Raw genomic sequence first — 18086 nt, forward strand, 5'->3', positions numbered from 1 at the left:
CCGTCCTCGGGTGGTCGGGAGTGGGAAGTCGGAGCGGCCGGCTCTCCACTCCCCCGGTGCGGGCGGCTAGCCGGCCGGCGGGTACGGGTGGGGGTGGCCGAGGTGGGGGAAGACGGGGAGGAGGTCGGTGTGCGGGGGGATGTGATCGCTGGTGATCTTGCCGCCGGAGATCATGGCGAGGCGGGCCGAGGTCACGTCGTCGGTGAGGGTCCGGCCGTTGGGATAGGCGGCGGGGCGGGAGCGGTCGTAGCGCAGGATGTCGGGGAGGACGAGCTTCAGCGTCTCGGTGGCGGCGTCGGTGGTGTAGTCGCCGGTGTGCTGGAGGACGGCCGTCCACGGCCGACGGTAGGTGTCCCAGTCGTCGGCCGGCTCCCCCGTGTTGTACACGTCCTTGATCTCCTCCGCGTTGAAGTAGGCGGTGAGCGAGGGGTGGGCGCCGCGATCGACCGAGACGAGCCGCCCGTCCTGGTGGAGGCTGACCCGCGCCCACACGCCGATCGTCGGCTCCGGGCCGAGGTCGGCGTCCGGCACTTCGAGGGCGATGCCGAAGACGTTGGCGTCCTTCATCGCGTCCTTGCCGGTCCAGCTGAAGTTGTTGACGATCCCTTCGAGGTCCGCGAAGAAGGGGTCGCTGCGCAGCCCGACCGAGAGCCGGTACCCGCCGTAGGGCGAGGGGATGATGTGCGGCGCGCCACCGAAGGCCACCGGGGCGTCGGCGAACACGACGTCGCCCGAGTCCTCGTGCTTGCGCGCCGCCTCGCCGGTCGCGCGGCGGACGGTGACGCTCTGGGCGGACCCGGCGCCCCCGCCGCCCGGCGCGGAGAAGGTGAACGAGTACGCGACGTCGGCGCGATTGTCACCGTCGTTGTCGATGTTGATGCGGTAGACCGCGTCCGGGTGGAACTCCGTGCCGCCGGTGGGGGCGTAGGGGTTCACGTTCATGATGAGGACGGTGCGGCCCGGGGCGTCGGCGGCCGGGAAGGCGAACAGGTCGGTGAGGTCCAGCCGGGCATCGCCGCGCGGTGAGCGGAGGTTCGGTCCGCTGAGGTGGTGGGACATGGCGGTAGAGCTACCAGGGTGCCCCGCGCGGACCGGGGAGGACACCCGCGAACCCGGCTCCTGTCCGCCGATCGGCGGACAGGAGCACGGGACGGCCGGAAGCCGAAGCGGCGACCCACTGCCAACCCCCGTGTCGCGGCGGCTCGAAGCGCACCGGCCGCGACCGTGGCAGGGGGCCGGGGAAATCGATCGGTCCCGCGGCCGTACTGCGCTCCTGGGTGGAGTCCAGGATGTCTTCGTCGCGACCAACACTCCCCTGCCGACGGCGCGGTGGCTACGCTCTTGCGCGAGGACGCAAAGGCTTCGAGCGTCGTCGAGCGTATCGAGCGATCCACGCCAGCACCGCCAGGGAGCGCGCCAGGGATGCCCCGTTGATACAGATCCGTCTGACGACCGACGACCTCGACCGGATGCGGGTCGCCGAATCGCCCGACTTCGGGTACGAACTCGCGCTGAGCGGGCGGCACTTGATCGTCAGGCCGCCCGGCCGCCACCTCTCGGCGTGGCGCCTGGACGTCGCCCGCGCCTGGAACCCGCGGCACAACCGGCTGTTCGACCTCTATACCGACCTCTACCTGCCGGCCTTCTTCGACGAGGCCGTGCAGCCCGCGCCGGCCCCGGTCGATCCCGCCTCCCCGCCCGCCGTCGCCCATCTGCGGGACCTGGCCCGGTCCTCCGCGCTGACGCCGTTCACCCGCGCACTCGCCGAGGGCAACCCCCGGGCGGCCACCGCGCTGGACCGGATCCTCGCCGGCCTGCGGGCCACCGCGCTGGACCCCTACCGCCGGCGCATCTCCTCCCTCGTCGCCACCGCCTCCGCGACCACCCGGGCCCACGCCGCCGTCGGCGGCCCGGACGGCCTGCTGCGCTCGATCCACCCGTCCGTCGACTGGGACGGGCGCCACCTGCGGCTGAACACCCGGGTCGACTCCGTGGACTCCCTCGAAGGACGGCCCTTGATCTTCCAGCCCTCCGCGCTCGCCACCGGCATCACCTTCAACCCGCTCGCCGACGCGGTGATCGTCAGCTACCCCACCGCCGCCACCCCCCTCACCCGGGACCCCGAACTCCACACGCCGCCCCGGGCCTTGCAGTCCCTGCTGGGCACGACCAGGGCGGCGGCCCTGGTCGCCGTGGCCCGGACCCCCGCCCTCACCACCGGACGGCTCGCCGCCACCCTCGGCGTCTCCCCCGCCGCCGCCTCACGACACGCCTCCGTCCTGCGCGACGCCGGCCTCATCGCCACCATCCGCAACGGCCAGAGCGTCCACCACCACCCCACCCGCCTCGGCCTCGAACTCGCCCACGGCACGGCCGCCGATCAGAGCACCCAGGACGCCGCCTCCCCGTCCGGGGCCGTGTAGCCGACCAGCTGCGCGCCGCCGGGGGTCGCGGTGAGGGTGAACCACTCGCGGCGCGGCCGGTGGTCGCGACGCCAGGTGGTGTGGGCGGTCTCGACCAGCCGCCAGAGGTCGCGCGGCCCGCTCGCGGTCACGGCGGACGGGCGGCCGGGGTGGTCCGGGTGGTCCTGGACGTGGACGGTCGCAGGTCCCGCAGCGTGCTGCCGATGTCGTTCCTCACGCGGTGCCGAACCGCTCCCACCAGGACCCGAACGGCTCGGCGTGGCCAAGAGCCGCGTCCCTGAGGGCGATCCACTTCCCGGGGCCGAGGGTGGAACTCGAACGCCCGCACGGGAAGTCGGGCGGGCCGACTTCCCGTGCGGGGCAGTGGTGGGTGGTCAGGTGGTGGGGGTGAGGGCGAGGTCGGTGAGGAGGGTGCGGATGGGGCGGACGGCCGGGACGCCGTGGCTCCATCGCCGAGCCCCCGCTCAAGCTCGTCCTCATCGAGGGCGGGGCCGTCGAGGACACCCGGCTGGACCACCTCGGCGTCGAGGTCGGGAGCACCGAGCAGGTCACCGCCACGACCGCCCGTCTCCGGGAGGCCGGGCTGGCGACCTCCGAGGAGAGCAACACCTCCTGCTGCTACGCCGTCCAGGACAAGGTCTGGGTGCACGGCCCCGGCAAGGAGCCCTGGGAGGTCTACGTCGTCAAGGCCGAGGCCAAGGCCGAGGGGGCGGCGACGGCCTGCGGCTGACGAACGCCCCGGGTGTCAGTGGGGGCGGGCAGAGTGGCGGGCATGGTGGATGGACTCGATGGGCTCGATGGACTCGACGCGCTCGACTGGGCGCGGATGCAGCACGCCTACGGCACCGCCGAGGAGGTGCCGGGCCTGCTGCGGGCGCTCGGCTCTCCCGAGGAGGAGGAGTGGAGCGGCGCGCTCAGCAGGTTCTACAGCGCCGTGCACCACCAGGGCGACGTGTACCGGTGCACGGCCGCGAGCGTGCCGTTCCTGTTCGCGTTGGCGGGCGACGGGGCTGTGGCCGGGCGGGCGGCGGTGGTCGAACTGCTGGTCAGCATCGGCAGTTCGGCGGACGCGGTCGGCGGGACGGCAGAGGACGCGTCCGACCTCTCGGGGCACTTCGAGGCCCTGGGGATGATGCGGGAGCGAGCCGAGGCGTTCATCGGGTTCGCCGCGGACGGCGACCCGCTGGTACGGCGGGCCGCGATACCCGCGCTCGGGCTGTTCGTCGACGACGCGGAGCGCGCCGTCGCGGTGCTGCGGGAACAGCTGCCCGCCGAGCCGGGGGTGGTCGAACGGCTGCGGCTGGTCGAGGCGACGGCCGGCCTGGCATTGCGCAGGCCCGAGGCGACGGCGCCCGCGCGTGCCTGGCTCGGCGCGCTCGCCGACGACCGCGCGCTCGACCCCGCCACCCGACTGGCCGCCGTGGTCCACCGGGCCCGCTGCGCAGCGGAGTTCGACGCCGAGGCGACGGTCCGAAGCGCCGTCGCCCTGCTGCGCGAGGAGACGGCCCCGGCCGACGCCACCACGCCCGTACCCGCACCCGCCCCCGCACCCGCGTTCCCGACCCGGGCGGGCAGTGCGCCGGCCCACCTCATCGCCGCGTTCGAGGACCTCGCCCGGCAGTCGGTGGTCCACTCGCCGGTCACCGACCTGCTGCGCACCTTCCACGAGGTCCTGGGCGCACGCCTCTCCGCGCGCACCGCGCTGCTCGCGGAGCAGCTGAGCAGCGGCGACCCGGGTGCCCGGCTGGACGCCCTGCGGATGGGCGGGGAGGTCATCCGCTCCCGGCGCGGCGACCACGGCCCGCTGGTCACCCTGATCGCCGACCGGCTCGCCGACCCGCACCCCGAGGTCGTCGCCGAGGCCGCCGCCGTCCTCGCCGACTGCCACCCGGTCGCCGGACCGGCCCGCCCGGCGCTGGCCGCCCTCGTCGCCGCCCAGCGCGCGCGGCACGGCCCGCAGGTCTGGGCCGCCGAGTCGCCCGTGCTGCGCCGGGCCCACCAGAAGGCCGTCCTCGCGCTGGCGCGGCTCGGGGACGAGCGGGCCCTGCCCGGGCTGCTGGCGGCCCTGGACGGCGGGGCCGACGCCTGGCAGGCGGTGCAGGTGGTGACGTGCCTGCCGGACGCGGCGGCGGAGCCGTTGGTTCCGGGGCTGGTCGAGCGGCTGCGGGTCCTCGATCCGGAGCAGCCGCACACGGTGCCGGAGGTGGCCGGGACACTCGCCGCCCTGGGGCCCCTCGGGGGCGCGCCCGCGCTGAGCGCGGTCGAGGAGGTGCTCGACCGGGCCGTGCGGGGGAAGCGGTGGACGGTCGTCTGCGCGGCACTGGGCGCGCTGCGGCGCTTCGGCCCGGCGGCGGCGCCCGCCCTGCCGGTGATCCGGGAGCTGGCGGCGCTGGACGCGGCGGCGGACCCGAACGTGGCGCCCGCCGCGATCGCCGCGCTGTGGGCGGTCGGGGCGGACCTGGACGAGGTGCTGCCGCCGGCCCTCGCCCTGCTGGACGACGGGATCTCGTTCCGGGTCGACGGGGCCACCGACGTGCTCGGCGCGATCGGCCCGGCGGCGGCCGCCGCGCTGCCGCGCCTGCGGGAGCTGCTGGACCACACGTACGAGTGGGTCCGCGTGCAAGGCGCCGCCGCGCTCTGGGAGATCGGCGGCGCGCCGGAGGCACCGGCCGTGCTCGGCGCCCTGCTTCCGGCCTGGGAGCGGAATCCGTACACCGCCAGGCGCGTGGTGCCCTGCCTCGAACGGATGGGCCCCGCCGCCGCCCCGGCCGCCCCGCTGCTGCGCGCGCACCTGGAACTGGCCGAGCGGGTCGACGGGTCCGGCAGCATCGAGGAGGATGAGAAGCTGCTCGCCGCCTGCCGCGCCGCCCTCGCCCGGCTCGGCTGAGCCGCGTCGGGCCGAGCCACCAGGCCGAGCCACCCTTCGACCCGGACAAAATCGCTGGTCACAGCGCCGGGAGACGGGGAGAATTCCCGGCCATGAGCCTGATGTCGTCACACTGGCCGCTTGCCGGACTGCGGCTGACCACCCCCCGGTTGGAGTTGCGGCTGCCCGGCCCCGACGAGCTCGCCGCGTTGGCGTCGCTGGCCGCCGAGGGTGTGCACGACCCGGACGTGCAGCCGTTCACGGTCGCCTGGACGGACGCCGCGCCGGAGCAGCGGGCCCGGGGCGTCCTGCAGTACCACTGGCGCTGCTGGGGCGAGTGGCGGCCGGAGAACTGGGAGTTGAACCTCGTGGCGCTGCACGACGGCGTCGTGGTGGGCACCCAGGGCATCGGCGCCCGGGACTTCGCGATCCGTCGCGAGGTCCGCACCGGCTCGTGGCTCGGCAGAAGGCATCACGGCCAGGGCCTGGGCACCGAGATGCGCGCTGCCGTTCTCCAGCTGGCCTTCGCCGGACTCGCCGCGCGGCACGCCGTCTCCGGCGCCTACGCCGACAACACGGCGTCGCTGGGGGTGTCGGGCAAGCTGGGCTACCGCGACGACGGCATCGAGCACCATGTGGTGCGCGAGCGGGTCGCCGTGCTCCGCCGGCTGCGCCTCGGCCCCGAGCAGTGGCGGGAGCACCGGTCGGTCCCGGTGGAGATCGAGGGGCTGCGGGAGTGCCTGCCCTGGTTCGGCGTGGACTGAGCACCTCGGCCACCTCGGCCACCTCGGCCGCCGAGGCCCGGGCGGTCACCGCGCCGCGCGTTCCTCCTTCGCCTCCGCCACCGCCTCCCGGACGTCCGGGTCCGGGTCGTCGGCGAGCCGGTCCAGCAGCTCGCCGACCCCGGGGGTGGACCAGGCGGTGACCGCCCGCACCAGGACCGCCCGCACGCCGGGGTCGGGGTGCGCGGCGAGGCGGGCGAGTTCGTCGACCGGGCCCCGCGTGCGCCCGGGCATCCAGAACCATTTGAGGGCCTCCCGCAGTTGGGCCGGGTCGCCCGGCTCGCCCGCCGCCGCGATCCTGGCGAGCAGCACCCGGGTCGGCGGCGGCGGACCGTCCAGCGGGTGCGGCAGCCGCTCGCGCAGCCGCCGCGCCCCGTAGCCGCCGCGCCCCTGGCACCCGAAGCAGGTGCAGGGGCGGGTGCCGTGGGCGTCCGGCTGGTACCGCCAGCCGACCACCTGCGGCGCGGAGCGGATCCGGTGCACCTCCCCCGCCCTGATCGCCCGGGGCACGAACACCTCCCACCCGCGCGGGTCGTCCAGCGCCGCGATCCGCCGCACCGCCTCCGCCGCCGGGACGGTCCGCTGGCGCTGCAGCCACCGGTCGCCGTAGGGACCGACCTCCACCGGCTGGGCGTCGTCCAGCCGGACGTGGACGGCAACCCGCCCGCCCCTGCTGTCGAACCGCCCCAGCTCGCGCATCCACTGGTGGGTGAGGGTGTACGACGGCAGCACCGGGAAGCAGTACACCCCGCGCGTGCCGTCCTGGCCGTGGCTCACCGCCCGGATCCCGGACCGCCGGATGCGCGGCGCGTTCGCCGTTGCCGTCAAATGCACAAACATCGCCATGAGTTGGCATGTTATGCGCCCGCAATGACAGCGGCGACCACCCGGATGATCTGAGCATTGCGGCCGAACAGGGGTGGTCGGCCCGTGTCTCCCGGAGGAGCGCGCCGTCGGCATGGATGATCTCGGCCCAAGTCCGTTCCGCCCGGGGCCGCTTTCCGCCCGGCCGGCTTCCCAGCTCACGGAGGATCCATGCGACACGCCGACCCCCGCCCGCGAGCACGCGCCATGGCCGTCGGGCTGGCGCTGACGGCCGCGGCGGTCCTGCCCTCGGGCCTCGCCGGCGCGTCCGACAAGTACCAGTGGGCCGCGTTGGGCGACTCGTTCACCACCGGTGTGTTCGTCGGGGAGCCGCGGCCCGCGCTGGGCGACGCGTCACGGGACGGCTGCGACCGCACCGCCAACGCCTACCCCGAGTTCGTCGACCGGGCGCTCGCCGAGTCCCCGCCGGGCGGCAGGCCCGTCCGGCTGACCGACGCCAGCTGCAGCGGCGCCACCGTCGCCGACATCGCCGCCGCCCGGCAGACGCCGATCAGCCCGGTCCAGCCCCCGGCCGGCGGCTGGAGCGCGGTGGATCCGCAGACCACGCGAGCCGAACTGGACGACGGCACCGACGTCGTCACCATCGGGATCGGCGCCAACGACCTGCCGTTCGGCGTCATGCTCATCAAGTGCCTCGAACTGGGCCAGGCCGGCCGGTCGTGCCGCGGCCACTACACCGATCCGCCCGAGGGCGAGGCGAGCATTCAGGACAGGCTCGCCCGGCTCCAGGACCAGTTCATCGGCATGCTGGCCAAGGTGCACCGGGCCGCGCCCAACGCCAAGGTGATCACGGTCGGCTACCCGGCCGTCCTGCCGGAGAAGGGCCGCGCCTGCACCGGCGGCGACCTCACCCAGCTGGGCTCGATCACCGCCGACGACATCGACTGGCTCCGCGACGACGTCCTCAAGCAGCTGAACCGCACGATCCAGCGGGTCTCGGACGCCTTCGGCGACCGCTACGTCGACGTCTACGCCCCCAGCGTGGGCCACGACGCCTGCCGGCCGGAGGGGACCAGGTGGGTCGAAGGGCTCTGCGGCAACGCCGAGGCCCACTGGCCGGGTTCATTCCTGAACTGCGCGGCGATCGACAAGCGCACCACCCTGGCCCACCCCAACGCCGCCGGATACGCCGACACCGCCGCCCACGTCGAACGGGCCGTCCGCGCCGCCCTCCTCGAGCACTGACCGCCCGCCGCCTCCGACCTGCCGCACGCGGGTGCCCCAAGGCCGCTGCCAGAGCCGGAAGTCGGCGTACGCACTTCACTCCCTGGCGTCACTCCCTGGCGTCACTCCCGGGCGTCACTCCCGGGCGGCGGGAGTTGCGTGAGCGGTGGCGTCCGCGCCGGGCCGCTCGGTGGCCAGCATCGCGTACACGGCCAGGTCCGCCCGCTCGCCCTTGAGCAGCTCGCCCTGGACGAAGAACGCCTCCCGGCGCATGCCGAGGCGCTCCATCAGCCGCATCGACGCGCCGTTGTCGCCGTTGCACCGGCCGATCACCCGGTGGAAGCCGTGCCGTTCGAACGCCAGCCGCAGCACCTCGCGGCCGGCTTCGGTGGCGTACCCGCGGCCGCCGTGGTCGGGGTTCATCACGAAACCGATCTCGGCGCGGCCCAGTTCGGCGCTCAGCCAGTCGAGGTTGAACTCACCGATGAGCCGCCCGGACTCGCGCAGCTCCACCGCGACGGCGAGGTTGGAGCCCTCCCCGGCGAGTTCGGACTGGGTGATCCTGGTGGCCAGCGCGGTGCGGGTCTCCTCCCGGGTGCGGGTGTCCCACAGCAGGTAGCGGGTCACGTCCGGGCGGCGCTGGATGTCGTGCAGGTCGTCGAGGTCCGTCTCGGTGAAGGAACGCAGCACCAGCCGGTCGGTGACAACAGGGTCCACGGGTATGACTCCGAGTTCGATTCTTCGATGAATGGTCCGGCGGACACTACGGGGCGAGGGTGACCCGCAGGAGCGGGAGGGTGCGGCCCGGGGCGACCTCGCGGTCGCCGGTGCGCTCGGCGCCCATGCGCAGGTAGAAGCCTTCGGCGTGGGGGTCGGACTCCAGGGTCAGCGTGTGGAAGCCGGCGCTGCGGGCGGAGGTGAGGGCGTGTTCCCAGAGCGCCCTCCCCAGACCGGTGCCGATCGCCCCGGGCTCGAGGAACAGGTCCGCCAGCTCACCGTGCGGGGGCTCGCCTGCGAGCTGGTAGTAGCCCAGCACCGTGCCGCCCCGCTCCGCGACGACGACGTGTCCGTCACGGATGGTGGCGGAGCTGATCGAGAGCACGTCCGCCATCCGGTCCAGCATCGCCTGCGGATAGCCCCAGTGCCCTTTCGACCGCCGGGTCAGCGCCGAGAGCAGTTCGGCCTCGTCCGGATCGGCAGTTCGTAAGAGGATCTGATTCATGGGCGGAGTATCACCTGCCCGACCCTTCCGGGGCGAAGGGATTTCACTCGGCGGTTTGACGGCCTGTTAGCGTGTGCGAATGGATGATCTCCGAGCGACAGCCTGGCCGCCCGCACCGATCAGGACCGAGAGGCTCGTGCTCCGCGAGCCCGAGGCCCGGGACCGGGCCGCGTTCATCGAGCTGCTCGCCTCACCGGAGGTGAACGCCTACCTCGGTGGGCCCCGGCAGCGCGAGGAGCTCGAACGCGAACTGCCCGAGGTGCCCGAGCAGTGGGCCGGGAGCTTCGTCGTCGAGCTCGACGGGGAGATGATCGGACAGGTCCTGCTCCGGAGGGCGACGGGCCACCGCCGCCCGGCCGCCGCGGGGAAGCTCGACCTCGGCTACCTGTTCCTGCCGCAGGCATGGGGCTCCGGCTACGCGGCCGAGGCGTGCGCGGCGGCACTCGACTGGCTCGCCGGCGTGCTGCCCGGCGAGCCGGTCGTCCTCACCACCCAGAGCGCCAACGCCGCGTCGATGCGACTGGCGGCGAAGCTGGGGTTCACCGAGGTGGAGCGGTTCGAGGCCTGGGACGCCGAGCAGTGGCTCGGTATGCGAAAGGCGGCCGCGCTGTCCGATTGAGCGTACGGCGGGCCGCCGGGGGGCTGGACTCGCCCCCCCGGAACCGCGGACGCGGACGCAGGGCGTCGGGCACGTGCCGCTTCCAGCCGTGCGATCAGTGCGCCTTGGGAGGCGCCCAGTGGAAGGTGATCCTGTTGCCCTCGCCGGCGACGGTCGCGACAGCGCGCCGGGTACGCACGACGACGGCCCGCTCGTTCTCGCGCGGGGGACGTCGGCCAGTCGACGGAGAGGTCCTTGGTGTACGGGCGCATCCCGGCCTGCCGCCGTGCGCCCCTTCGTGCGTTTCGTGCGCCCTTCAGATCGTTCGTGCGTGCCTCCACTATCGTCGGAGCGCCCGTTCGGCGGCGCGGTTCGGGGAGGTTCGCCGAGAGGATGGCCCGATGCAACAACGGGACCGGACGCACGGGTTCGTCGAGGCCTGTGCGCACGACGGGGGCGGCTACTGGATGTTCTCCGGCGGCAAGGCCCTCAAGTACCCCAACTCGGGCACCAGGCTGGTGTACCGGCCGGCTCCCGTGGCGGTCCGCTGGCCGATGATGCCCGAGCCGTTCCGTCACCGGCTCGACGCCTGCACGCACGCCGGGAACGGTTACTGGTTCTTCTCCGGAGACCGGGCCCTCAAGTACCCGAACTCGGACTCCGCCGGCCACCTCGTACGCCCCATGGCCACCCTGACGACCTACTGGCCCGAGATGCCCGAGCCGTTCGCCGCCGGGATCGACGCCTGCGTGCACGACGAGGGCGGCTACTGGTTCTTCTCCGGAGACCAGGCCGTGAAGTTCCCCAACTCGGGCCGCAAGCCGGTGCGCGAGCCGGCCCCCATCACCGCGTACTGGCCCCGCCTTCCCGAGCCGTTCTCCGGGAAGATCGACGCGATCTGCCACATCGAGGGCGCCTACTGGCTCTTCTCCGGAGGCCAGGCGCTGAAGTACACCGACAAGGGCAACACGATCCTCGCCGGCCCCGCCCCCGTCGCCTCCTCCTGGCCGTCCCTCGTCTGGTGACACCGCGCCGCTCCGCCCCCGCACCGCCCCGACCACCGCACCGCTTCCCGGATTCCGCGCGGCCCGCAGCGCAGGTCGCGACAGGCAGGAAGGACAGGCAGCCATGCCGGCGCCCCAGCAGGAGAACCCACTCCGAGGACTCCCTCCCGACCCGTTCGCACGCCCGTTCCTCACGGCCGCCAACGGCGAGCTGCTCGTGCACCGCCGCCGCCCCGACGGAGCGGTCGAGACACTGTGGCGCGACCGACTCGTCGACGGTTCGGAGTCGACGACGCTGACGGACGGGAAGTTCGTCCCGAGCCGGTCGGAGATCGCCGCGCTGGTCGGCTCGTTCGCCGGTGTCGTCTCCTACCCCACCAAGAAGGTCATGCACCGGTTCGACCAGGCGGGCGGAGAGCACGCCGTCGAATTCATCCCGCGCGGCGCCGGCCGCCACGGCGGCCCCCACCTGGTCCTGGCCTGCAGCGAAGGCGACTACCTCGGGCTGCGCGTCTTCGACCTCTCGAAGAAGGACGGCCTCCGGCCGGTCCAGCAGCTCCGGCTGCCCTCCTCCCACGCGCTCCACTGGGACGAGCCGACCAGGTCCCTGTGGGCGCTGGGCACCAACGTCTTCCCCCGCGTCCGCCACGACCCCCCGCTCAAGGCCGTCCACGGCGAACTGCGCCGGTACCCCGTCGGGGACAGCGGGGCCGGGCCGCTGGGGGAGCCGACCGTCTACCGGCTGCGCGACTCTCCGAAGGTCCCCGGCTACAAGGACGACTGGCGCGACGGGCCGCACGACCTCCTCCTGCTGCCGGACACGCGAACGTTCCTGATCTCCACCGACCTCGACGTCTTCCAGTTCGACATCCACGCGGCCGACCCGAACCGTACGCCGGAGGAGAACTTCACCCCTGCCCGCCACGGCGTCCTCAAGGGCTTCACCCCCCGCCGGCCGAAGGACGGCTTCGGCAGCATCAAGGCGATGAGCCTGTCGCCGGACGGCAAGGACCTCCTCATCGCCCAGGCCGACGACGACTTCTACTCCACTCACCTCGTGTCGTACCGCCTCGACACGCAGGTCCGCTCCGACCTCCAGCTGCCTTACAAGACCTACAAGGCCCGCTGGTTCACCGCCCCGGACGTCGAAAGCTACTGAGCCCGGAGCGGGGGCAACCAGCTGACGGGAGAGGCCTCACCGCTCGGACAGCCGGGTGCGGGAAGCCGGCCTCCGTCAGCCCTGCCGGGCAATCGGGGGGAGGGCTACCGCGCCGGTGGCGGAGCCAGGCGCATCCGTGGGAACTCAAGCACGTGCCACGGACGGCCGGGTGTCTCGGCGGCGCGGGGTGTCCACAGGCCGGTGCGGATCGTGCCGAAGGCCGTGGCGGACCGATCACGAGGACACGCTGTCGGCCCGACGCTCCGCTGCCCGGGAGTGTGGTCCGGGCTCGATCAGAGGGCGCAGGACGTCGTCCCGCCGTCCGGGGTGGTGTAGGTGACCAGTTGGGGACCGCCCGGGGCGGCGGTGAGGGTGAACCACTCGCGGCGGGGGCGGTGGTGGCGGCGCCAGGTGGTGTAGGCGGCTTCGATGATCTGCCAGAGGTCGCGCGGTCCGCCGGTGGTCACGGTGGACGGGCGGCCGGGGTGGTCCGGGTGGTCCTGGACGTGGGCGGTCGAGCCGTCGTTCGGGTCGTGGAGCGTGCCACCGGAGCGCACGACGGCCGGGGGCAGGCGCAGGCCCGCCCAGAAGGAGAAGCCGTGGTCGTCCAGCACGCGGGCGCCGACGACGCTCGTCCGTTGCCGACCCGCGACGGGGACGTCGTGGGCCGGCGCCGGGCTCCCGTCCGCCCGCAGGGGCATGAACGCGGCGGGCCGGTGCAGGAACCGGCCCGCCGCGCCGCCGTCGGGCAGCTTGGTGAGGCAGGCCACCGCGCCGCCGCCGAGCGCGTTGCCGATCGGCGCGACGATCAGCCCGCCCGTCACGCACTGGTCCAGCCAGGCCAGTGGGAGGCGGCGGACGGAACAGGTCGCGATGATCCGGTCGTACGGCCCGCCGCCCGGGCAGCCGACCGCGCCGTCCGCCCGCCGCACGACGGCCGCCGCGAAGCCCGCCCCGGCCAGCCGCTCCCGCGCCGTGTCAACGAGGCGCCCGGTGCGGTCGACGGTGGTGACGTTCCCGGCCCCCGCGAGGTGGCAGAGCAGTGCGGCGTTGTACCCGGTCCCCGTGCCGACCTCCAACACCCGGTCGCCGGGCCGGACATCGAGCGCGTCCAGCATCTCCGCCATCAGCCCCGGCGCCGTCGACGACGACGTCGCCACCCCGCCCACCCCACTGGCCGGCACGTCCTCGGCGTGCACCCCGTCCACCTCGGTGACCAGCGGCGTGAACGGCTCGTAGACGACGGGCCCGCCGATCCGCACCGCGAACTCCCTTGCTACCACGGGCCAGTTGGTGATCAAAGTCCGTGGGACGCGCAGCCCGCACTCCGCCGCCACCCGGAGCTGGAGCGGCTTGGATTCGGCTTCCTCGGCCCGGCCCGGCGGCGGCAGCCACCGGGCCGGGAGCGCCGACAGCAGGCCGCCGAAGCCCTGCGGCCACCACCGCCCGGGCCTCCGGGGCAAGTTCGGGCGGGAACTCGCACGGCGTGGGGCGGCGGTAGTAGACCGAGCGGACGGCGGCCAGGTCGAGGGAGCGACGGCCGGTGGCGAGCGCCCCACCCCACCCCGGAGGGCGCCCCGTCGAGGCCCGCCGCCCCGGCGAGCCTCGACGGGAACCACGCCGTGTCCGCCCGGAAGACCGGCACCGCACGCCGGTTGAGCTCCTCGATCACCAGATCGGCGGTCGGATCGAACGCCCCCGTGACAACGAGAACAGTGCCGGAACTGGACATCTCAGTCGTTGCTGCTTCCCGGGTCGATGGTGGTGAAGTCCCGTTCGCCGGAGGAAGCGCCAGGCCACGACCTCGGTCGCCTCCTGGCGGGCTATCTCGACCAGGTCGGACCGCACGGCGTCGGGAACGCCGAGGGCGGTGAGGATCCGGTCGACGTCGATGGTGGTCGGCTTGGCCTTGCCCGTCTCGATCCTGCTCAGTTTGGAAGGAGACATGGCTGCGCTGCGGGCGACTGCCTTGGCCTCCTTCCCGGCGGCCTGTCGCAGGTCCCGCAGCGTGCTGCCGATGTCGTTCCTCACGCGGTGCCGTACCGCTCCCACCAGGACTCGAAGGGCTCGGCATGGCTCAGAGCCGTATCCCTGAGGGCGATCCACTTCTCAAGGCCGGGCTCCTTCTCGGCCCCGGTGAACACCCCGCCGTCGGTGTACGCCATCGAGACGACGGTCGATTCGTCGAACATCCAGAAGTCCGGTGCACCGGCCAGCGGGTTCGGCTTGTCGGTGACATCCAGGATGTAGAACTCCTCGCCCGCGGTGGCGTTCTTCCGGTAGCCCCACCCGAGTTCGAACCGGAGGTACGGGGTGAGCGGCCGCGACAGGACGTGTACGCGGTACATGCGCCGTCCGACGGACGTGTTCCGCCGGACCTGCGTCAGCCATGGGGCGTTGTAGTCCTGTGGCTGGGGTTCGCCTGCGAGAAAGGCACGGTAGGCGTCGAAATTGCCGGAGCCGCTGTAGTCGTCCAGCGTTTCGAGGCGGAAGGCCTCCCGCTGGACGGTATCGAACAGGGCGCCGAAGGCGTCAGGAGAGATGGTCACGGGCAATCCTCACCAGCAGGTCGATCGGAATGCTGTTGCCAGTACTCCGCGAACGGAACCGCCCGGGACTCGGCGATCTGCCGGTAGTGGAGGTATTCGGGGGTGGCCTCTGCGGGGAGCTTCTCGGCTCCGATGAACCTGCCGTCCGTCGTGTAGTGCATGCGGTAGACGTCGGTGTCGTCGAACAGCCAGAAGTCGTGGTCCGGGAGCCCGGCCACCTGCTGGTCGGCGCGGTCGATGATTCCGATGGTCTCGCCCGCCGTGATGTTGCCGGGGTAGGCGGCGAGTTCGTACCGCAGGTAGTCGGTCAGCGGCGAGGTGAGGACGTGGACACGGGCCACCGTCTTGCCGTGGTCCGTCATGGACCGGACCCACGGGTTGTCGGCCCACTCGGGCGGCATGGGGTCGCCGGCGAGGAAGGCCTCGAACTCCTCCCGCTCCTCCTCGACGTCGTAGAGGTCCAGCGTCTCCAGCCGGAACGCGGTGTGCTGGAAGTTCTCGAAGAGCCGGCCGAATTCGGTTCCGTCGATCATGGAAGTAGTCCTCCAGGATGTTCACAGGCACACGGACGACGGCCTCACCTTCGGGCAGGCCGATCTGGGCAAGCTTTTCGAGTCACCGGACAGTTTACGCAGAGCCACTGATCCTCCTCGTTCTGTTATCGAGGTCGATACTTCAGGCTCGTCCTGCCGGAAGGCAAGACCATCGGCTTTCCAGTACAGGAAAGGGCGGAGCTCGAACACCGGAGCAGGAAGTCGGCCCGGCCGACTTCCTACGCAGCGCCGGGCCGGCCCGCCCCGCACGTCGTCACTCGGCGAGTGCGGGGAAGGACTGCCGGAGGAAAGGGCTAGCCGAGCCGGTGGCGGAGCCAGGCGAGTCCGTGGGTGCTCAACGCGTCCCACTGGCGGCCGGGGGTCTCGGCGGCGCGGAGGGTCCACAGGCCGGTGAGGATCGCGCCGAAGGCCGTGACGGACCGATCGGGCGCGGCCCGCCACAAGGGCACGCTGTCGGCCCAGCGCTCCGCGTGCTCGGGGGTGTGTCCGGCCTCGATCAGCCGGATGACCAGGTACGCCGTGTCGGCCCATGCGGCACCGGGGGCGGGGAACGCCCAGTCGACGACGCGCACGGCCGTACCGTCCACCAGGAGGTTGGGACCGGTCAGGTCGGTGTGGACCAGGGTCTTGCCGTCGATCAGATCGGGTGCTTCCCGTTCGGCCAGGGCCAGCGTGTCCAGCCGTGCCACGGTCCACGGGTCGAGCCGGTCCCGGTACCGGCTGCCGAGGGTGTGCCAGAAGTCCTGTCCCGACCACCGATCGGCCAGGCCGAAGGCGCGCAGGGGCGGCGCGGGGGTCAGCGTTCCTGCCAGCGCCTCCAGCGTCCGCGCGACCAACGGCAGATCGGCGGACCCCGGCGACAGGTCCGCGTGCCTGCCGGGAACGTGCTCGAACCCCAGCGCCAGCCACCCACCGGCCTCGGCCTTCCAGAGGAGTCTGGGAGCGAGGTCCGGCGGGAGCACGGGGTTCACCACGGACTCCAGGCGGTGCATCCACGCCCCCGGGTTGTCCTCGCGCACGGCTTTGCAGAACACCGGCCCGCCGGGAGTCTCCAGCGTGGCCGCGAAGTCGGACACCGTTCCCGCCGTCGGGGGAACGACCGCGGTCACCGTACCGGTCCGGGCCTCGATGCTGACGCGCAAGGCGTCCGGTAGTTGCTTCCAGGTGTCGGCCATCGGGGGTTCCTCGGGGTCGGGCCCGCCCGGCCCCGGTCGCGGGGCCGGGCGGAAGGTGGCGGCGCGGGTCGGGACGGGCGATCTGATCGGCTTCTAGCCGCTATGGCAACCGCGCTGCCGCTCCCACTGAGACAGGCCCGAGCGCCCTGCGAACCGGGTCGGTGATCAGCTTCACGTCGGTCAGATCGTCGTCGGGGTCGAAGTGCAGCAGGGCTACTCGCCGGGGTCCGGTCCGGTGTAGGCCGGTGAACGAAAGATGCGCGGGAACGCTCGGGCTCCGTAGCGCCGGTCGAGCCAGCCGGTCAGGCCGGACACGTCTCCCCCGATCATCGCGGAGACGATGAGGCCGTGCAGCGCGGCCTCCTCAGTCCCGCCCGTCTCCGCCAGGAAGCGCCGGTAGCGCATCCCGACGCCTTGCTCGTACCCGGCCATGGCCAGTTGAAAGCGGGCGGCAACGCCGGGATGGGCGCTGTCGAAGTCGGACGGCTCCAGGCGGCCCGTGGTGTCGCTGAACGCCAGCCGATCGGGCTCTGTGATCCGCTCGGCCAGGCCGAGGCGATCGGCCACCTCGGCGGCGATCGTCCGCGCCTCCTGGTCGGTCGCGCCCTCCATCACGATCCCCAGATTGCGGGTCGAGACGGCATCGTCCTTGTCTCTCTCCGAGTAGCTGCGCCCCTGCGGGTCGCGCCGGTTGATCCCGTACCGGCTCCGGACCACCCGCCCTTCCTGGAGCCGGTACTCCCGGAACGATCCCCAGTGCAGGCAATCATGCGCGTAACTGCGGAGGAGGTCGAGCGCCACCAGCTCCGGTGAGGTCAGCCGGGGATCGCTCAACCGGCCGTACCGGGTGATCACGGACGCCAACTGCACGTGCCGGTAGCCCTGATTCGGGTGGTGGAAGCCGCCGAACGCATCGGCCTGGGTCGATCGGACCCCGACCCAGACTCGATCGATCGGCAGCAGTTGGTTCAATCCCAGCTGCCGGTAGCGGCCTGCCAGGAGGGACGCGCCCTGCCGGAACACCTCCCGCGCCGGCTCGTCCGCCCAGGTGTCCAGCAACCAGTGCAGCAACGAGAACGTGACGTGCGGGTGTGCCCGATCGAGTGCGGCCGTCGCCCGGTGCGCGGCCAGCAGGTGCGCCAACTCAGCGCGTTCGGCCGTGTCTCCGGCCAGGTATTCGTTCGGCCCCAGGCAGGAGGGCGTGAGCGATCGGCCGAGTGTCAGAACGGCCGACGCCCGATCAGCTGCCGGTGCGACTCCTGCAGTCCCTCGGGAAGATCGTCCGGCGAGAACCATCGGGCCTCCAGGATCTCGAATGAGACCGCCTCGACACGGCCGCTGACGAACAGTGCCTCGTAGGCGACTTCAATGCGCAGCTTGTATCCGCTCTTCAGGTGCGCCAGTTCGCACACCTTCACCGTGAGTCCGGTCTCCTCCCGGACCTCACGCACGATCGTGTCCTCGAAGCTCTCGCCCTTGTTGGCATAGCCAGTCGGCAGACCCCACTGCCGCCCCTCCGGCCACAACCGGTGTTTGAGCAGCAGCACCCGCCCCTCGTCGTCGCGGACGATGCCCGTGACTCCGACCATGAACTTCGAGTGCCACAGCCACAGAACGCGCCACTGCATCGGCCCACGGATGAGCCGCCAGAGCTTCGCAATGATCTTCTTCATGGGTCGCCCCTTCATCTTTCCCCTTCGTTCGG

Annotated in this window: 19 protein-coding genes and 1 pseudogene; 8 read left to right on the top strand and 12 right to left on the bottom strand. The window is 72.8% G+C overall.

The genetic code is table 11. The features are described 5' to 3' along the window. Positions 1-66: 66 nt before the first annotated feature. The gene (locus ACFVUH_RS02350; RefSeq protein ID WP_387910609.1) at positions 67-1059 is read right to left on the bottom strand and encodes a DUF4331 family protein; all 993 of its coding nucleotides are present in this window, start codon (positions 1057-1059) and stop codon (positions 67-69) included. A gap of 371 nt (positions 1060-1430) precedes the next feature. On the opposite strand from ACFVUH_RS02350, the gene ACFVUH_RS02355 reads away from it, so the two are divergent. Then, positions 1431-2423 carry a winged helix-turn-helix domain-containing protein gene (locus ACFVUH_RS02355; protein WP_387910610.1) on the top strand — a complete coding sequence of 331 codons (993 nt, stop codon included), beginning with the start codon at positions 1431-1433 and terminating at the stop codon, positions 2421-2423. Here ACFVUH_RS02355 and ACFVUH_RS02360 read toward each other — a convergent pair. Further along, entirely contained in the window at positions 2381-2554 is a 174-nt protein-coding gene (locus ACFVUH_RS02360; protein ID WP_387910612.1) for a hypothetical protein, read from the bottom strand. The two genes, ACFVUH_RS02355 and ACFVUH_RS02360, sit on opposite strands and share 43 nt — an antisense overlap. Before the next feature lie 314 nt (positions 2555-2868). Between ACFVUH_RS02360 and ACFVUH_RS02365 the strand changes: the two are divergent. The 3 genes and pseudogenes from ACFVUH_RS02365 to ACFVUH_RS02375 form a co-directional block, all read left to right on the top strand. Continuing rightward, positions 2869-3153, top strand: a pseudogene (locus tag ACFVUH_RS02365) (ArsI/CadI family heavy metal resistance metalloenzyme); the annotation flags it as partial. A gap of 42 nt (positions 3154-3195) precedes the next feature. Next, positions 3196-5310, top strand: a complete 2115-nt coding sequence (locus ACFVUH_RS02370; protein ID WP_387910613.1) for a HEAT repeat domain-containing protein — start codon at positions 3196-3198, stop codon at positions 5308-5310. 92 nt (positions 5311-5402) lie between these two features. Then, positions 5403-6053, top strand: coding sequence for a GNAT family N-acetyltransferase (locus tag ACFVUH_RS02375; protein WP_387910615.1), 651 nt, complete (start codon positions 5403-5405; stop codon positions 6051-6053). Positions 6054-6098: 45 nt separating this feature from the next. Here the strand turns inward: ACFVUH_RS02375 and ACFVUH_RS02380 are convergent, their stop codons facing one another. Continuing rightward, positions 6099-6917, bottom strand: a complete 819-nt coding sequence (locus ACFVUH_RS02380) for a HEAT repeat domain-containing protein (RefSeq protein ID WP_387910616.1) — start codon at positions 6915-6917, stop codon at positions 6099-6101. A gap of 189 nt (positions 6918-7106) precedes the next feature. Here ACFVUH_RS02380 and ACFVUH_RS02385 point away from each other — a divergent pair, with 189 nt between their 5' ends. Further along, positions 7107-8141 (top strand): SGNH/GDSL hydrolase family protein, encoded by a 1035-nt coding sequence (locus ACFVUH_RS02385; protein WP_387910618.1) that lies wholly within the window; start codon positions 7107-7109, stop codon positions 8139-8141. 114 nt (positions 8142-8255) lie between these two features. On the opposite strand, the gene ACFVUH_RS02390 is transcribed toward ACFVUH_RS02385, so the two are convergent. Then, a complete protein-coding gene (locus ACFVUH_RS02390) occupies positions 8256-8837 on the bottom strand; it encodes a GNAT family N-acetyltransferase (RefSeq protein WP_387910619.1) in 582 nt (193 codons plus the stop codon). Between the two features lie 46 nt (positions 8838-8883). After that, positions 8884-9342: a GNAT family N-acetyltransferase gene (locus tag ACFVUH_RS02395; RefSeq protein WP_387910620.1), complete on the bottom strand. Its 459-nt coding sequence runs from the start codon at positions 9340-9342 to the stop codon at positions 8884-8886. Positions 9343-9421: 79 nt separating this feature from the next. Between ACFVUH_RS02395 and ACFVUH_RS02400 the strand changes: the two genes are divergently transcribed. The 3 genes from ACFVUH_RS02400 to ACFVUH_RS02410 all read left to right on the top strand — a co-directional run bounded on the left by ACFVUH_RS02400 (position 9422) and on the right by ACFVUH_RS02410 (position 12103). After that, positions 9422-9961, top strand: coding sequence for a GNAT family N-acetyltransferase (locus ACFVUH_RS02400; RefSeq protein WP_387910622.1), 540 nt, complete (start codon positions 9422-9424; stop codon positions 9959-9961). A 380-nt stretch (positions 9962-10341) separates the two neighbouring features. Beyond that, entirely contained in the window at positions 10342-10965 is a 624-nt protein-coding gene (locus ACFVUH_RS02405) for a hypothetical protein (protein WP_387910624.1), read from the top strand. A 103-nt stretch (positions 10966-11068) separates the two neighbouring features. After that, positions 11069-12103 carry a hypothetical protein gene (locus ACFVUH_RS02410; protein ID WP_387910625.1) on the top strand — a complete coding sequence of 345 codons (1035 nt, stop codon included), beginning with the start codon at positions 11069-11071 and terminating at the stop codon, positions 12101-12103. Positions 12104-12396: 293 nt separating this feature from the next. Here ACFVUH_RS02410 and ACFVUH_RS02415 read toward each other — a convergent pair whose 3' ends face one another. The 7 genes from ACFVUH_RS02415 to ACFVUH_RS02445 all read right to left on the bottom strand — a co-directional run bounded on the left by ACFVUH_RS02415 (position 12397) and on the right by ACFVUH_RS02445 (position 18054). Further along, positions 12397-13566, bottom strand: a complete 1170-nt coding sequence (locus ACFVUH_RS02415; RefSeq protein ID WP_387910627.1) for a methyltransferase domain-containing protein — start codon at positions 13564-13566, stop codon at positions 12397-12399. Between the two features lie 205 nt (positions 13567-13771). Then, positions 13772-14134, bottom strand: coding sequence for a helix-turn-helix domain-containing protein (locus tag ACFVUH_RS02420; protein ID WP_387910629.1), 363 nt, complete (start codon positions 14132-14134; stop codon positions 13772-13774). Continuing rightward, positions 14131-14652, bottom strand: a complete 522-nt coding sequence (locus ACFVUH_RS02425; RefSeq protein ID WP_387910631.1) for a DUF6879 family protein — start codon at positions 14650-14652, stop codon at positions 14131-14133. Before ACFVUH_RS02425 ends, ACFVUH_RS02420 begins: the two co-directional genes overlap by 4 nt. Beyond that, the gene (locus ACFVUH_RS02430; protein ID WP_387910632.1) at positions 14649-15185 is read right to left on the bottom strand and encodes a DUF6879 family protein; all 537 of its coding nucleotides are present in this window, start codon (positions 15183-15185) and stop codon (positions 14649-14651) included. The genes ACFVUH_RS02425 and ACFVUH_RS02430 overlap by 4 nt, the downstream gene beginning before the upstream one ends. A 314-nt stretch (positions 15186-15499) precedes the next feature. Continuing rightward, positions 15500-16381, bottom strand: coding sequence for a phosphotransferase family protein (locus tag ACFVUH_RS02435; protein ID WP_387910634.1), 882 nt, complete (start codon positions 16379-16381; stop codon positions 15500-15502). 213 nt (positions 16382-16594) lie between these two features. Continuing rightward, positions 16595-17524 carry a hypothetical protein gene (locus tag ACFVUH_RS02440; RefSeq protein ID WP_387910635.1) on the bottom strand — a complete coding sequence of 310 codons (930 nt, stop codon included), beginning with the start codon at positions 17522-17524 and terminating at the stop codon, positions 16595-16597. A 77-nt stretch (positions 17525-17601) separates the two neighbouring features. Then, the gene (locus tag ACFVUH_RS02445) at positions 17602-18054 is read right to left on the bottom strand and encodes an NUDIX domain-containing protein (RefSeq protein WP_387791405.1); all 453 of its coding nucleotides are present in this window, start codon (positions 18052-18054) and stop codon (positions 17602-17604) included. Between the last annotated feature and the right edge of the window lie 32 nt (positions 18055-18086).

This window comes from Kitasatospora sp. NPDC058032, assembly GCF_042885845.1.
Lineage (GTDB): Bacteria > Actinomycetota > Actinomycetes > Streptomycetales > Streptomycetaceae > Kitasatospora.

What these genes read in the sequence shown, in the direction of transcription:
- ACFVUH_RS02435 (WP_387910634.1), bottom strand. Translation starts at nt 16,381, where the DNA reads ATGGCCGACACCTGGAAGCAACTACCGGACGCCTTGCGCGTCAGCATC.
- ACFVUH_RS02445 (WP_387791405.1), bottom strand. Translation starts at nt 18,054, where the DNA reads ATGAAGAAGATCATTGCGAAGCTCTGGCGGCTCATCCGTGGGCCGATG.
- ACFVUH_RS02410 (WP_387910625.1), top strand. Translation starts at nt 11,069, where the DNA reads ATGCCGGCGCCCCAGCAGGAGAACCCACTCCGAGGACTCCCTCCCGAC.
- ACFVUH_RS02430 (WP_387910632.1), bottom strand. Translation starts at nt 15,185, where the DNA reads ATGATCGACGGAACCGAATTCGGCCGGCTCTTCGAGAACTTCCAGCAC.
- ACFVUH_RS02395 (WP_387910620.1), bottom strand. Translation starts at nt 9,342, where the DNA reads ATGAATCAGATCCTCTTACGAACTGCCGATCCGGACGAGGCCGAACTG.
- ACFVUH_RS02350 (WP_387910609.1), bottom strand. Translation starts at nt 1,059, where the DNA reads ATGTCCCACCACCTCAGCGGACCGAACCTCCGCTCACCGCGCGGCGAT.
- ACFVUH_RS02400 (WP_387910622.1), top strand. Translation starts at nt 9,422, where the DNA reads ATGGATGATCTCCGAGCGACAGCCTGGCCGCCCGCACCGATCAGGACC.
- ACFVUH_RS02370 (WP_387910613.1), top strand. Translation starts at nt 3,196, where the DNA reads ATGGTGGATGGACTCGATGGGCTCGATGGACTCGACGCGCTCGACTGG.
- ACFVUH_RS02385 (WP_387910618.1), top strand. Translation starts at nt 7,107, where the DNA reads ATGCGACACGCCGACCCCCGCCCGCGAGCACGCGCCATGGCCGTCGGG.
- ACFVUH_RS02375 (WP_387910615.1), top strand. Translation starts at nt 5,403, where the DNA reads ATGAGCCTGATGTCGTCACACTGGCCGCTTGCCGGACTGCGGCTGACC.
- ACFVUH_RS02405 (WP_387910624.1), top strand. Translation starts at nt 10,342, where the DNA reads ATGCAACAACGGGACCGGACGCACGGGTTCGTCGAGGCCTGTGCGCAC.
- ACFVUH_RS02380 (WP_387910616.1), bottom strand. Translation starts at nt 6,917, where the DNA reads ATGGCGATGTTTGTGCATTTGACGGCAACGGCGAACGCGCCGCGCATC.